Origin of the sequence: Plantactinospora mayteni (genome assembly GCF_016862935.1) — a bacterium.
GTDB lineage: Bacteria > Actinomycetota > Actinomycetes > Mycobacteriales > Micromonosporaceae > Plantactinospora > Plantactinospora mayteni.
Map to the genome: position 1 here is coordinate 39,194 of NZ_BONX01000048.1, position 14,392 is coordinate 53,585.

Below are 14,392 nucleotides of genomic sequence, written 5' to 3' on the forward strand. Positions count from 1 at the left end.
GCCGGGGTTGGCTCAGGTGGTGTCCGAGGCGGCCCGGAGCTGCCGGGCCACGTCCTCGCAGATCTTCGCCCCGTACGTGTAGCCGAGGTTGATCGCGTACCTGGTCTCCACCGCCATCGTCCAACCGTCGCCGATGGCCAGGCAGTTCACCGTGTACTTCTGCTCGCGCTGCCGGTCCACCCAGCCGTTCTTGACCGCGATGGTCTTCTGCTCGGCGGCCGGGAACGCCTTGCGGATGCCGAAGTTGCCGACCCCGCGTACGGCGCGCATCTCGTCGAGCAGCCACTTGGTCCACTTCGGCCCGGCGGCCCGGCCGTCCTCGATGCAGGCGCCCATCCGGGCGGTGTCCCGGGCCGAGAGCGCGGTACGGCTCCAGCCGCCGTCGGCGGCCGGGCTGCTGTCGGTCAGGTCGCAGATGCTGATCAGCCGCTTGATCGACGCCGTGCCGCCGTTGAGTTCGTAGAGGGTCTGCGCGGCGTTGTTGTCGCTGTCCCGGATCATGATCGAGACCTGGTTCATCCGGGTGTCGCTCGGGGTGTCACCCTGCTCGGAAGCGCGGCGAAGGAAGTCCGCCCCGATCCACGCCTTGATCATCGAGGCGGTCGGGTTGGTCTCGTCCATGTTGGCCGAACCCGAGATCTTGCCGGTCCGGGTGTCCATCAGCGCCCAGTTCCACCAGCCGTCTTTGTCGATCTTCACGTTGGTCGGCGCCACCGGCAACGGCGGCAGTTCGGGGCTGGGCGTCGGGGTGGGCGTGGACCGCTTGCCCGGGGTGGTGGCGGTGGGACCGGCCGAGCCGGACGGTTCCCCCCACTTCGCCGCCGCGGTACTCGCGAACGGCGAGCCCGGCATCAGCCGGAGCCCGACCAGCACCAGCGCCAGCAGTACGCCCGCGATCAGGGTCAGCCGCAGCAGGGTGGACCGGTTGGACCGGGCCCGCCGCTCGGCGGCGCGTTCCTCGGCGCCCATCAGGACCGCACCGTCAGCGGCACCGGGACCCTCAGTACCGCGCCGGGCTGCGGGGCGGTCAGTTGGCTGGCCACGCTGGCGCAGACGTCGGCGCCGTAGTCGAGGCCCTTGCCACCGGAGTATCGCGTCATCACGGAGAGCACCCAGTTGTCGGTGAGGGCCAGGCAGTTCAGGTGCCACTTGCCGTCAGCGTTGATCAGTGTCCAGCCGTTCTTGATGCCGACCGGGCTCTGTGCCGTGACTCCCTTGGAGAGCCCGTCGAGGATGCCCCAGCGCCCGCCGCCCTGCTTGAGCTTCTGGTCCTTCGCGGCCGTCGTGCCGCGTACCTTGGTCATCTCGTCCAGCACCCACTTGGTCCACTTCGGCCCGGCGGCGGTGCCGTCCTTGACGCACTCTCCCATCCGCACGGCGTCCCGAGGGGACATTTCGGTATAACTCCACCAAATAGAACTTGCACCCGCCGGTGCCCCCTTGCGGGTGTCGGTGAGTTTGCAGGTCTTGATCAGACGGTCCACCACCGCGCCCCGGCCGCCCTTGTTGTAGAGCGCCTCCGCCGAGTCGTCGTTGCTGTCCCGGATCGCCGTGCTGGCCATCTTCAACGACTCCGAGGGAGGCGTCTTGTCGCCCAGCCGGCGGAGGTAGTCGGAGACGATCCAGACCTTGATCATCGACTCGGTCGAGTTGGTCGAGGCCATGTTCTTGGAGCCGGAGATCTTCCCGCTCTCCCGGTCGAGCAGGGCCCAGCCGAGGAAGCCGTCCACCCCCTTCACCGTCACCGGCGCGGCGGCCAGGGTCGGCGGCGGCGGCGCGGACGGCTCGATCCCGACCGGGGCGTCCTCGGCCGAGGACGCGCTCCCGTCGGAGTCGACCAGCCGGGCGTACGCGGCGGGCACGAGCAACAGGCCGCCAAGCACGACTGTCGTGATGGCGAGCACCAGGGTCACGCGGGGACGCATGAGATGGGGCTCCAAGGGTGAAGGCCGGGGGGCCACTGTGTCCAGGGCGCTGTGCGTCTTGCGGTGTGTCGGCGGCGCCTCCGCCAGCCCCACACCGGCGGTCTGCTCCGCGCCCGAGCTGCCGGGGGAGGTGGCAGGTCGGACCGGGGAAAGTTTACGTGGCCCGGTCCAATCCGCCAGATGGCGAAGGCCGGGACTTCGCAGATGGCGGCCGGAAATAGCCGTTTATGTAGTGAAAGATCCCGAATATTTCGGTCGATGTGACCAGCCTCATTCAGTCATCAGTGCGGACATTTGGTGCCGGGCGGCTGCCCAGCTCAGGGCCGGGTCTGGGCGGCATTTCTATTACACGTCTTGGTTACTGACTAGTTGAGCTGTAACACTTGCTGCGTGTACGGACATGACTTCCCGGTCCCGGATGACGGACCCGCCGGCGGCCTGCTCGATCAGGTCGAGGCGGCGGAAGCGGCGCTGCGGACGGCCGCCGACCGTGGCCGTCCCGGGCGCGACCCCGCCGCCGACACCGACCCGCAGGACTACTTCACCGCCCTGATCGACGCGGATCAGAAGATCGAGCCCCGGGACTGGATGCCGGAGGCGTACCGGAAGACCCTGATCCGGCAGATCGCCCAGCACGCCCACTCCGAGATCATCGGCATGCAGCCGGAGGGCAACTGGATCAGCCGGGCACCCTCGCTCAAGCGCAAGGCGATCCTGCTCGCCAAGGTGCAGGACGAGGCCGGGCACGGGCTCTACCTCTACGCCGCCGCCGAGACCCTCGGGGTGAGCCGGGACGAACTGGTCGAGATGCTGCTCGCCGGCCGGCAGAAGTACAGCTCGATCTTCAACTACCCGACGCTGACCTGGGCCGACGTCGGCGCCATCGGCTGGCTGGTGGACGGCGCGGCGATCGTCAACCAGGTACCGCTGTGCCGGTGCTCGTACGGGCCGTACGCCCGGGCGATGATCCGGATCTGCAAGGAGGAGTCCTTCCACCAGCGGCAGGGCTACGAGATCCTGCACGTACTGGCCGGCGGCACCGCCGAGCAGCACGCGATGGCCCAGGACGCGGTGGACCGCTGGTGGTATCCGTCGCTGGCGATGTTCGGCCCGCCGGACGGCGACTCCACGCACTCCCAGCAGTCGATGGCCTGGAAGATCAAGCGGTTCTCCAACGACGAACTGCGGCAGCGCTTCGTCGACATGTGCGTGCAGCAGGCCGGCGTACTCGGCCTCACCCTGCCCGACCCCGACCTGCGGTGGAACGAGTCGCGGCAGGCGTACGACTACACCCAGCCCGACTACGCCGAGCTGATGCGGGTGATCGCCGGTGACGGGCCGTGCAACCGGCAACGGATCACGCAGCGCCGCCGGGCGGACGCCGACGGTGCCTGGGTACGCGAGGCCGCCGAGGCGTACGCGGCCAAGCGGGCCGCCGAGCGTACGGCGGTACCGGCGTGACCGCCCCATGGCAGGGCCGGGCCGGCTGGCCGCTCTGGGAGGTCTTCGTCCGGGCCCGGCGCGGGCTGTCGCACACCCACGTCGGCAGCCTGCACGCCCCCGACGCCGAGCTGGCGCTGCGCAACGCCCGGGACCTCTACACCCGGCGGCAGGAGGGCGTCTCGATCTGGGTCGTCCCGGCCCAGGCGATCACCGCCTCCAGCCCGGACGAGAAGGACGCCTTCTTCGAGCCCGCCGCCGACAAGGTCTATCGGCACCCGACGTTCTATCCGGTGCCGGACGGGGCGGCACACCTGTGAACACCGCCGACGTACCTGTGAACGCCCCCGGGACGCCTGTGCGGACCACCGTCGACGCACCTGTGAACACCCCCGGCACGCCTGCGCGGACCACCGTCGACTACCTGCTCGGGCTCGGCGACGACGCCCTGGTCGCCGCCCAGCGGCTCGGCGAGTGGGTCACCGCCGCCCCCGAGCTGGAGGAGGACGTCGCGCTGGCCAACATCGCACTGGACCAGCTCGGCGCCGCCCGACTGCTGCTGAGTCACGCCGGGGAGTTGGAGGGGGCCGGCCGGGACGAGGACGCGCTGGCGTACCTGCGTTCCGATCGGGAGTACCGCAACTGCCTGCTGGTCGAGCTGCCGAACGGCGACTTCGCGACGACCATGGCGAAGCTGCTCTTCCTGTCGGCGTACCAGCTCCCGCTCTATGCCGCGCTGAGCGGCTGCGCCGACGAGCGGCTCGCCGCCATCGCAGGCAAGGCCCGCAAGGAGGTGGCCTACCACCTCGACCACGCCAGCATCTGGACGGTACGCCTCGGCGACGGCACCCCGGAGTCGCACCGGCGGATGCGGGCGGCGGTGGCGGAGCTGTGGCCGTACACCAACGAGCTGTTCGTGGCCGACCCGGCCGCGCCGGTCGACCCGGCTGGGCTGCGCTCCGCCTTCCTGGCGAACGTGGAGCCGGTGCTGGAGACGGCGACGCTGGAGCGTCCGGCCGACGGCTGGGGGCCGGACGGCGGCCGGGCCGGGCTGCACACCGAGCACCTCTCCTACCTGCTTGCCGAGATGCAGGTGCTGCACCGGGCGCATCCGGGAGCCCGTTGGTGAGCGCCGACCGGTCCTCGGCGGCCCGCCGGGCCGCGGCCACGGTGGTCGACCCCGAGCTGCGGGTGCTGACCATCGAGGACCTCGGCGTGCTCCGGGACGTGACCGAGGACGCGGCGACCGGGCGGGTCACCGTGACCATCACCCCGACCTACACCGGCTGCCCGGCGATGGACGTGATCCGGGCCGACCTCCGGGCCGCGCTGGCCGCCGCCGGGCATCCGGACGCCGAGGTCGTCACGGTCTTCGCCCCGGCCTGGAGCACCGACTGGATCTCCGGGGCCGGCCGGGCCAAGCTGGCCGCCGCCGGGATCGCCCCGCCGGGTCCGGCGGGCGGGCGGCCCGTGCCGGTCACCCTGGGCGTCCGTTGCCCGCACTGCGGTGCCGCCGACACCCAGCAGGTCAGCCGGTTCGGCTCGACCGCCTGCAAGTCGCTGTGGCGGTGCCGGGCCTGTCGGGAACCCTTCGACCATCTGAGGGCGTTTTGAGCGTAACCATCAACCGGCCGGTCCGGCGCCGGCCGGTCTTCCACCCGTTGCCGGTCCGGGCGGTCGACCGGCTCACCGAGGACGCGGTCGCGGTCACCTTCGAGGTACCGGCCGAACTGCGGGACACCTTCGCCTTCCGGGCCGGGCAGCACCTCACGGTGCGGCGGGTCCTCGCGGACGGGGCGGAGGTGCGGCGGTCGTACTCGATCTGTTCGACCCCGGCCGAGCTGGACGCGACCGGACAACTGCGGATCGGGGTACGGGAGGTGCCGGGCGGCGCATTCTCCAGCTTCGCGGTCTCCACGCTGCGGGCCGGCGACACGGTGCAGGTGCTGCCGCCGCTGGGGACGTTCGGCACGGCGTTCGCGCCGGACCGGGTCCGGCACTACGCCGGGGTGGTCGCCGGGTCGGGCATCACGCCGGTGCTGTCGCTGGTCGCGACCGCGCTGGCCGTCGAGCCGGCCAGCACCTTCACCCTGGTGTACGGCAACCGCTACGGCCGTACCGTGATGTTCGTGGAGGAACTGGCCGACCTGAAGGACCGCTATCCGGAGCGGCTGCACCTGGTGCACGTGCTCTCCCGGGAGCCGGGCGAGTCGCCGCTGCTGCACGGCCGGGTCGACGCCGAGCGGCTGGGCCGGCTGCTCGACACCGTCGTACCGGCCGAGCGGATCGACGAGTGGTTCCTCTGCGGCCCGTACGGGATGGTGCTCGACGCCCGGCGGGTGCTGGCCGAGCGAGGGGTGCCGGACCGGGCCGTACGCGCCGAGCTGTTCCATGTGGACGCGCCGCCCGCGCCGCCGGTCCGGCCGGTCGAGACGACGGCCGACGCCGGCACCGAGGTGACGATCCGGCTGGACGGCCGGACGTCGAGTTTCCGGATGGGGCGGTCCGAGCGGGTACTCGACGCGGCCCTGCGGGTCCGGGGCGAGCTGCCGTACGCCTGCAAGGGCGGGGTCTGCTCCACCTGCCGGGCGAAGCTGGTCTCCGGCGAGGTGTCGATGGCCCGCAACTATGCCCTGGAGCCGGACGAGGTGGCCGCCGGGTACGTGCTGACCTGCCAGTCGAGCCCGGTCACCGACACCCTGATGGTCGACTACGACGGCTGAGGCGTCGGCGCTGCTCCCCCGCCAGCACTGCTCCCGCGCCACGGCCGGCGACCAGGCCGGACGGCGTGTCCGGCCTGGTCGGGAACCCGAGCGTCAATCAGGTGTCGATCAGTAGTAGCGCTCGATCAGGGTGTGGTCGTCGCCGTTGGGGTAGCGCTGCGAGGACTGCTGGTAGTAGATGCAGCTTCCGGTCGAGGTGTTGTGGCCGAGCCCGAGTACGTGCCCGATCTCGTGGCAGGCGGTGTTCCAGCGCTGCGCCTCGGTGCCGCCGTAGTAGTCGTTCAGCTGGATTTCCGCGCGGGTGTAGTAGGTCCCGGCCGCGTTGAGCCAGCGACGGGCGAGGCCGACCCAGCCGGTGGCGCCGTAGTTGGCGCTGGCCACCGGGACGCAGTGGATTCCGCCGCCGGGGCATCCGGAGTTGGTCGTGCGGTAGACCGAGTCGATCCCGGACGTCTCGTTCCACCTGGTCACCGCGCGACCCACCGGCCAGGCGGCGCTCGACGAGTCGATGTAGTAGAGCTGTGGCCGCGCGTAGCCGTTGTACGCCCATTCGGCGAAGCAGTCGGTGTCGCTGGGCCAGGTCCGGGCCGTCCCCTGGGAGCACGCCGCCACGGCGAGCGTGCCGAGCCCGCCCTCGCCCTCGACGGTGACGTTGGCGACCCCGCTCCCCCTGAGCCGCTCGGCCAGCTTGGCCGAGCTGACCCCGGGCCCGGGGGTGTAGCTCGTCTCGACGACCGTGCCGTCCGGGTTGCGTACCACCGACGTGACCATCGCCTGTTGCGAGGCGTCCGGCGCGGCTGCCAGGTCGGTGTGGACACTGGTGCTCGGCGTCGCGACTGCCGGCGTGGCGGCGACGGCCACGGCGGTCACCGTTATCATCACGGCGCCGACGGCTCTGCGTAACCTCATGGATCCTCCCCGTACCGATGTGGTTGTTCCTCACCCTGGCAGCCGGGCTAGGTGGCCGACAGGGCGGTGACCGGACACTCGCCGGGCATTCGGCGGACGGAGGGACGTGCCGATCCGCCCACCGCACGCCGACCTGTCGATCGATGCCAGTTGGTGAAGAAATCCTACGCCGAACGTTGCTCCGTTGAAGGATCTGTACTACCAAGGAATCCATGAGGATGCTCCGTACGCGCCGAGCCCGGGTCGGACTCGCCTCCTGCGCGGCGCTCGGCCTACTGGCCACCACCCTGCTCACCCCGCCCGCCGTGGCCGTTGGCCCGACCCCGGCCGACGCCGGTGACGGCGCGGTCGCCGCGGCCGACCCGTTCCCGGCGTACACCCGGTTCAACATCCCGGCCGACGACGGCACCCGGGACCGGACCATCGAGGACGAGCTGGTCCGGCTGGCCGACGGCGCACCGGCCGGCGGCTACATCCGGGGCATCATGTACAGCTGGAGTTCCCCCGTGGTGGCCGAGGCGCTGAAGCGGGCGGCGGCCCGGGGCGTGATCGTCCGGATCGTGCTGGACGAGACCGGTGGCGGGGTCAACACCGGCGCCGACAACGCCGCGATGGCGGTACTCAACTCGGCCAACCTCGACGACCTGGTGATCTGCGGCAAGACCTCGTCGACGGTGGCCGGCTCGACGGCATGCATCGGCAACAAGAGCAACTCGATCAACCACAACAAGGTCTTCACGTTCTCCACCAGCGGCACCATGAAGCGGGTCGTCTTCGTCAGCTCGCAGAACCTCACCTTCAGCCAGAACAACCTCTTCAACAGCGCGCTGGTCGTGCACGAGGACTACGACCTGTACGACCACTTCACCGCGTACTTCAACGACATGCGGGCGCAGCGGAAGAACAACGACTACTTCAACGCCGCCAACGGCTACTACAAGTCGCCGAACACCGCCGTCACGGTCTACCACTCGCCCCGGGCCGACAGCGACACCCTGGCGAACCGGCTCGCCGAGGTGAGCGCGTACGAGAGCGGCTGCGCGGTGGACGTGGCGCACGCCCAGTTCACCGACGCCCGCCCGCAGGTCGCCACCGAGCTGCGCCGGATCGGCCGGCTGGGCTGCAAGGTCCGGGTCGTCTACGGCACGATGGGCAGCACCGCGTACGCCACCCTGAACGGGCAGCCGAACGTCTCGCTGAAGAAGTACCACGACGCCGAGGCGAGCAACCACGACGGCCGGGTGGTGACCGTGCACTCCAAGAACATCATCATCAAGGGCACCTTCGCCGGGGTCGCCGGGCGCAGCGTCGTCTTCACCGGCTCGCACAACGTCACCGACCCGGCGCTGACCGACCACGACGAGACCCTGGTGAAGATCGAGCACCCCACGGTCTGGACCGACTTCCACAACAACTTCGAAACCCTCTGGACCCGAGCCAAGTGCGTCAACCCCGACAACGGAAGCTGCACCACCTGAGCCTCCTCGCTCCGCTCGCGGGTGCGTGATCGCGCACGATCGGGGAAGGAGCGGCATCCGCCGCCGGTCGCGCCCACTACTTCCGCGAAGTAGTGGGCGCGACGGTGCGCAGGCCGGGCGGCGTACGCTCGGGGGTGTGATGGTTAGCCGGGAAGTTGACAGCGTCCTGCAGCGTGGGGCGGACGGCGGGCGGATCACGGCCGAGGAGGCGTTGCTGCTCTACACCGACGCGCCGCTGCACCCGCTGGGCGAGGCGGCCGACGCGGTACGGCGGCGGCGCTACCCGGACAACATCGTCACCTACCTGATCGACCGCAACATCAACTACACCAACGTCTGCGTGACCGCGTGCAAGTTCTGCGCCTTCTACCGGGCGCCGAAGCACAGGGAGGGCTGGACGCACCCGACCGAGGAGATCCTGCGGCGCTGCGCCGAGGCGGTCGAGTTGGGCGCGACCCAGGTGATGCTCCAGGGCGGCCACCACCCCGACTACGGCGTGGAGTACTACGAGGAACTCTTCTCCTCGGTCAAGCAGGCATACCCGCAGCTCGCCATCCACTCCATCGGGCCGAGCGAGATCCTGCACATGGCGAAGGTCTCCGGGGTCAGCCTGGACGAGGCGATCAGCCGGATCAAGGCGGCCGGGCTGGACTCGATCGCCGGTGCCGGCGCCGAGATGCTGCCCGAGCGCCCGCGTAAGGCGATCGCCCCGCTGAAGGAGTCGGGTGCCCGTTGGCTGGAGGTGATGGAACTCGCACACCGGCAGGGTGTCGAGTCGACCGCCACCATGATGATGGGTACCGGGGAGACCAACGCCGAGCGGATCGAACACATGCGGATGATCCGCGACGTGCAGGACCGTACCCGGGGCTTCCGGTCCTTCATCCCGTGGACGTACCAGCCGGAGAACAACCACCTCAAGGGCCGTACCCAGGCGACCACCCTGGAATACCTGCGGCTGGTCGCGGTGGCCCGGCTCTTTTTCGACACCGTGCCGCACCTCCAGGCGTCCTGGCTGACCACCGGCAAGGACGCCGGACAACTCGCCCTGCACATGGGGGTGGACGACCTCGGCTCGATCATGCTGGAGGAGAACGTCATCTCCTCGGCCGGTGCGCGGCACCGGTCCAACCTGCACGAGCTGATCTGGATGATCCGCTCCGCCGGCCGGATCCCCGCCCAGCGGGACACGCTCTACCGGCGCCTGGCGGTGCACCACACCCCGGCCGACGACCCGACCGACGACCGGGTGGTGTCGCACTTCTCCTCCATCGCGCTGCCCGGTGGCGGCGCGGGCCGGAGTCTCCCGCTCGTCGCGGCCCGCTGACCCACCCCGGTCCGTTCGGTCACCCGGACTACCCTCGTCCGTTCGGACACGGGACTACCCTCGTCCGTTCGGTCATCGGCGGCTGGGCGAGGGGTCGGTCCTTGGCCCCGATCCGGCGGCAGAGCGCTGGGCGCGCCGGATAAAAGCCCTCTGACCAGGACATTCTTGGAAGTCGAGCGCGTCTCGCCGGTCATAACGGTTGGATCAAGGGGAGCGCGACCGGGCCCGTCGAACCGATAACGTGCCGGCACACGTACCCGCTGACCGTCGTGGACGGACCGACCTCCGGGTCGGGACGCGGCGCACCGGGGTCGTCCTCTATCGGTCCATGAGGGCCGTTCACATAACGCACGGCATCGCGGGCGGGGTGGGAGACCACCTCGCCCGTGGTGTGTTCCGGTCCGGGCGGCGTGCCGCCAGGTATCGGGCCGTCGCCGGGAGCCGCTCCGGAGGCGTACCGGTCGGGAGTCGTCCCGGCCGGGTACCGGTGGGGAGCCGTCCCGCCCCGGGCCGACCGGCCGGGCCGGTGGCTGGCAGAGTGTTCCGGCGTGACCCGTACCCCGTCCGGACGCCGGGCCAGCCTGGACAAGCAGCCGCACGAGGTGGCGGCGATGTTCGACGAAGTGGCGTCCCGGTATGACCTGACCAACACCGTGATCTCGTTCGGGCAGGACCGGCGGTGGCGCCGGGCCACCCTGGCCGCCCTCGACCTGCGCCCCGGTGACCGGGTGCTCGACGTGGGCGCCGGCACCGGAGTCTCCACCGCCGAACTGGCCACCTCGGGGGCGTACGCGGTGGGGTTGGATCTCTCCATCGGGATGCTCCGGGCCGGCCGACGGAGCCGGCCCGAGGTGCCGTTGCTGGCCGGTGACGCACTCCGGCTGCCGTTCCCGGACGAGGCGTTCGACGCGGTCACCATCTCGCTGGCGCTGCGCAACGTGGTGGACACCGAGGCGGCGCTCCGGGAGATGGCCCGGGTCACCCGGCCCGGTGGCCGGCTGGTGGTCTGCGAGTTCAGTACGCCGACCAACCCGGTCTTCCGGACGGTCTACCTCTCCTACCTGATGCGGTCGCTGCCGGCGGTGGCCCGGGCGGTGGCGAGCAACCCGGACGCGTACGTCTATCTGGCCGAGTCGATCCGGGCCTGGCCGGACCAGGCCGGGCTGGCCGGGCAGATCGGCCGGTCCGGATGGCACCGGGTCGGCTGGCGGAACCTGACCGGCGGCATCGTCGCACTGCACCGCGCGATACGTTCCTGACACATCTGTTTCATGTTGCTTTAGTCGGTTTTGATCCGCGAAGCGGCTTTCCAGGCCGTAGGCTGCGCCCATGGCGGGGGCAGACCGGCAGGTCGACGGCGACGAGCAGCCGGCCGAGGAGACACCGGCGGTCGCGGGCTCGCCGGACGCGCGGCACCGGAGCGACGACGCTCCGGAGCCCGACGCTGCCGCCGGACAGAACCGCGATGCTGCCAGCGGACAGAACCGTGATACCGCGGCCGGACAGAACCGTGATACCGCCGCCGAGCCGCACCGGGCCGCCGCCGATCCTCGGTCCGGGGCTGCCGGTCCGAGCCGTGACGCCGCCGAGCCGGCGCCCGAGGCTGCCGAACCGGAGGCCGAGGTTGCCGACCTGGAGGCCGAGGCGGTCGATCCGGAGGCCGAGGCGGCCGAGCTGATCGCGCAGCTCCGGGAGCTTGCCGGGCCCGATCCGGTCGCGGTCCGGACCGTGGTCGCCGACGTACTGGCCGCGCTCGACCGGGTCAGTGGCGGCACCCTGCGGGAGCAACTGCCGTACGAGCACGAGCGCTCCCCGGACGACGACCCGGTGCCGCCGGGCAGTTATCCGATCGAGGGGTCGCCGGAGAACGGCGGCCACCCTGTGCAGGGGATGCCGGAGAACGGCGGTGCGGCGGCGGGCGGTACCCCGGCCGGGCGGCTGTCGGGGAACGCTGCCGGACCGGCCGACGATCCTTCCCCGGCGGATGGTCTCTCCCCGGCCGACGATCCTCCCCCGCCAGATGGTCTTTCGCCGCCCGATGGTCTTTCCCCGCCTGGCGGCCTTTCCTCGCCTGACGGGTATCCGGTGGTCGATGGGTATCCGGTCGAGCCGCATCCGGTCGAGCCGAACCCGCCGGAACCGCATCCGGCGCAGCCGCAGCCGGGGCAACCCCAGCCGGGTCGGCCCGGTCCGGCCGACCCGCATCCGGCGGCACCCGTTCCGGGAGAGCCGCATCCGGCCGAGCCGCACCCCACCGACCCGCACCCGGTGCAGCCGCGTCCGACCGATCCGCATCCGACCGAACCGGGGCCGCTCACCCCGGGACCGATCGAGCGCCGTCCGGAGCAGCGCGGCGGCGAGGACCGTACCTGAGCCGCGCCGCCGGCCGACCCCGGCGGGCCGGGCTGCTGTCCGGCCATCTCCGCCGCCCGCGCCCGGGCCGCCGGAAGCCCGGCTGGACGGGGCGATCCGCAGGAGCGGTCGAGCCGGGTGCGCAAACGGGGCAGCTCGACAGTGGTCATCGGGCGATTGCGAGCTGAGTAGTCCGCATCCGAAGGAGTCCCGGCCACGTAGTCGATCGACGTCGGTGCGCGGCGAGCGTCGAGACGCTCCGGACGGCTCGACCTGGCCGCCCAGCGCGGCGTACGGACCAACCGGGAGGGGGTACGCGACCGGGTACGGAACGGGCTTGGGGACGTAGTCAACACGCCTACCTCGGCAACTTAGGGTCGCCTAACCGGTCGCCGGCCACTTCGCGGTTCTAGACTCCTCCCCGGACGAGGCTTGTGAAGCATTTCACGAGCGATCGGGAGGGGAGGCGCGGATGACCACGGTCGACAACGACGCGGACGTCATCGTCGTTGGCGCCGGTCCGGGTGGATCGACAACCGCCTATCACCTGGCCCGACACGGCGTACGCGTGCTGCTGCTGGAGAAGACCGAGTTCCCCCGGGAGAAGGTCTGCGGGGACGGGCTGACCCCTCGGGCCGTCAAGCAGCTCGTCAAGCTCGGCGTCGACACCTCGACCGAGGCGGGCTGGCTGCACAACCGGGGACTGCGGGTCATCGGCGGCGGCGTACGTCTCGAACTCGACTGGCCCGAGCTGGCCAGCTTCCCCAACTACGGGCTGGTCCGGACCAGGCTCGACTTCGACGACCTGCTGGCGAAGCGGGCCGTCGGGGCCGGCGCGGAGCTGCGTACCGGGATGAACGTGACCGGGCCGGTGCTCGACGAGGGTGGCCGGGTGGTCGGGGTCACCGCCGAGAGCGGCCCGGAGAAGGCGCCGGCCAGCTTCCGCGCCCCGCTGGTGATCGCCGCCGACGGCGTCTCCGGGCGGCTTCCACTCGCGCTCGGCCTCAACAAGCGGGAGGACCGGCCGATCGGCGTCGCGGTCCGCCGCTACTACCGTTCGCCGGCCAAGCACGACGACAACTACCTGGAGTCGTGGCTGGAACTGCGCAGCAAGGAGCACCCCGACAAGCTGCTGCCCGGGTACGGCTGGATCTTCGGGATGGGCGACGGCCGGGTCAACGTCGGGCTGGGCGCGCTGAACTCCTCGGCGGCGTTCGGCAAGACCAACTACCGGCGGCTGCTGGTCGACTGGCTCGCGGCCACCCCGACCGAGTGGGGCATGACCGACGAGACCAACGCGGACGGCCCGATCCTCGGCGCCGCCCTGCCGATGGGCTTCAACCGGGTACCGCACTACACCCGGGGCGTGCTGCTGGTCGGCGACTCGGGTGGCATGGTCAACCCGTTCAACGGCGAGGGCATCGCGTACGCGATGGAGTCCGGCGAACTCGCCGCCGAGATCGTGGTGCAGGCGCTGGCCCGCCCGGCGGGTGCCGAGCGGGAACGTGCGCTGGCCGGTTACCCCGCCGAGCTGAAGGCCCGGTACGGCGGCTACTACCGGCTCGGCAACATCTTCGTGAAGATGATCGGCAATCCGCACGTGATGCGGATCGCCACCAAGCACGGCATGCCGCACCCGACCCTGATGCGGTTCGTGCTCAAGCTGCTGGCGAACCTGACCGATCCGCGCGGCGGGGACGCGATGGACCGGGTCATCAACGCGATGACGAAGGTGGCTCCGGCCGTGTGAACGTCGCCGGGCCCGGGCGCGGGCGCCAGTGGCACCCCGGGCAGCGTCGCCCGGAGGACTGTGAATAGTGTGAATTTGGAAATTGACCGAGGGCCGGGAAGGACGAGCAGGGGAAAACGATGTCGCTCTCGCCGTACGTACCCATCATCGGGCTGTTCGCCCTCGCTGCGTTCTTCGCGCTGTTCTCCGTCGCCGCGGCGCGCTTCGCCGGCCCCCGGCGCTACAACAGAGCCAAGCTCGAGGCGTACGAGTGCGGCATCGAACCGAGCCCGCAGCCGGTCGGCGGCGGCCGGTTCCCGATCAAGTTCTACCTGACGGCGATGCTGTTCATCGTCTTCGACATCGAGATCATCTTCCTGTACCCGTGGGCGGTGAGCTTCGACATGCTCGGGCTCTTCGGCTTCGTGGAGATGGTGCTGTTCATCGTCGCGGTCTTCGTCGCGTACGCCTATGTCTGGCGGCGTGGCGGCCTGGACTGGGACTGAGGG

Annotated in this window: 14 protein-coding genes; 11 read left to right on the forward strand and 3 right to left on the reverse strand. The window is 70.9% G+C overall.

Going from position 1 to position 14,392, the window contains the following annotated elements; all coding sequences use genetic code 11:
* Positions 1–12 precede the first annotated feature (12 nt).
* On the reverse strand, positions 13–969 hold the full coding sequence (locus tag Pma05_RS31645) for a serine hydrolase (RefSeq protein ID WP_203861161.1): 957 nt from the start codon (positions 967–969) through the stop codon (positions 13–15).
* The gene (locus Pma05_RS31650; protein WP_203861162.1) at positions 969–1,925 is read right to left on the reverse strand and encodes a hypothetical protein; all 957 of its coding nucleotides are present in this window, start codon (positions 1,923–1,925) and stop codon (positions 969–971) included. Before Pma05_RS31650 ends, Pma05_RS31645 begins: the two co-directional genes overlap by 1 nt.
* A 390-nt stretch (positions 1,926–2,315) precedes the next feature.
* Here Pma05_RS31650 and paaA point away from each other — a divergent pair, with 390 nt between their 5' ends.
* The 5 genes from paaA to paaE all read left to right on the forward strand — a co-directional run bounded on the left by paaA (position 2,316) and on the right by paaE (position 6,088).
* Entirely contained in the window at positions 2,316–3,386 is a 1,071-nt protein-coding gene (gene paaA / locus Pma05_RS31655; RefSeq protein ID WP_203861163.1) for a 1,2-phenylacetyl-CoA epoxidase subunit PaaA, read from the forward strand.
* On the forward strand, positions 3,383–3,685 hold the full coding sequence (gene paaB, locus Pma05_RS31660) for a 1,2-phenylacetyl-CoA epoxidase subunit PaaB (protein WP_203861164.1): 303 nt from the start codon (positions 3,383–3,385) through the stop codon (positions 3,683–3,685). Before paaA ends, paaB begins: the two co-directional genes overlap by 4 nt.
* A gap of 62 nt (positions 3,686–3,747) precedes the next feature.
* Positions 3,748–4,494 (forward strand): 1,2-phenylacetyl-CoA epoxidase subunit PaaC, encoded by a 747-nt coding sequence (paaC, locus tag Pma05_RS31665; RefSeq protein WP_203861165.1) that lies wholly within the window; start codon positions 3,748–3,750, stop codon positions 4,492–4,494.
* Positions 4,491–4,979: a 1,2-phenylacetyl-CoA epoxidase subunit PaaD gene (paaD, locus tag Pma05_RS31670; protein WP_203861166.1), complete on the forward strand. Its 489-nt coding sequence runs from the start codon at positions 4,491–4,493 to the stop codon at positions 4,977–4,979. Before paaC ends, paaD begins: the two co-directional genes overlap by 4 nt.
* Positions 4,976–6,088, forward strand: coding sequence for a 1,2-phenylacetyl-CoA epoxidase subunit PaaE (gene paaE / locus Pma05_RS31675; RefSeq protein ID WP_203861167.1), 1,113 nt, complete (start codon positions 4,976–4,978; stop codon positions 6,086–6,088). The genes paaD and paaE overlap by 4 nt, the downstream gene beginning before the upstream one ends.
* A gap of 108 nt (positions 6,089–6,196) precedes the next feature.
* Here the strand turns inward: paaE and Pma05_RS31680 are convergent, their stop codons facing one another.
* On the reverse strand, positions 6,197–6,997 hold the full coding sequence (locus Pma05_RS31680) for a M12 family metallo-peptidase (RefSeq protein ID WP_203861168.1): 801 nt from the start codon (positions 6,995–6,997) through the stop codon (positions 6,197–6,199).
* A 218-nt stretch (positions 6,998–7,215) separates the two neighbouring features.
* Between Pma05_RS31680 and Pma05_RS31685 the strand changes: the two genes are divergently transcribed.
* The 6 genes from Pma05_RS31685 (at position 7,216) to Pma05_RS31710 (ending at position 14,389) form a co-directional block, all read left to right on the forward strand.
* Entirely contained in the window at positions 7,216–8,475 is a 1,260-nt protein-coding gene (locus Pma05_RS31685; protein WP_203861169.1) for a phospholipase D-like domain-containing protein, read from the forward strand.
* Between the two features lie 136 nt (positions 8,476–8,611).
* A complete protein-coding gene (gene mqnC, locus Pma05_RS31690; RefSeq protein WP_203861170.1) occupies positions 8,612–9,802 on the forward strand; it encodes a cyclic dehypoxanthinyl futalosine synthase in 1,191 nt (396 codons plus the stop codon).
* A gap of 548 nt (positions 9,803–10,350) precedes the next feature.
* The gene (locus Pma05_RS31695) at positions 10,351–11,061 is read left to right on the forward strand and encodes a demethylmenaquinone methyltransferase (protein WP_203861171.1); all 711 of its coding nucleotides are present in this window, start codon (positions 10,351–10,353) and stop codon (positions 11,059–11,061) included.
* 70 nt (positions 11,062–11,131) lie between these two features.
* Positions 11,132–12,175, forward strand: a complete 1,044-nt coding sequence (locus Pma05_RS31700; protein WP_203861172.1) for a hypothetical protein — start codon at positions 11,132–11,134, stop codon at positions 12,173–12,175.
* 451 nt (positions 12,176–12,626) lie between these two features.
* Positions 12,627–13,904 carry a geranylgeranyl reductase family protein gene (locus Pma05_RS31705; protein ID WP_203861173.1) on the forward strand — a complete coding sequence of 426 codons (1,278 nt, stop codon included), beginning with the start codon at positions 12,627–12,629 and terminating at the stop codon, positions 13,902–13,904.
* 119 nt (positions 13,905–14,023) lie between these two features.
* Entirely contained in the window at positions 14,024–14,389 is a 366-nt protein-coding gene (locus Pma05_RS31710) for an NADH-quinone oxidoreductase subunit A (protein ID WP_203861174.1), read from the forward strand.
* Positions 14,390–14,392 lie beyond the last annotated feature (3 nt).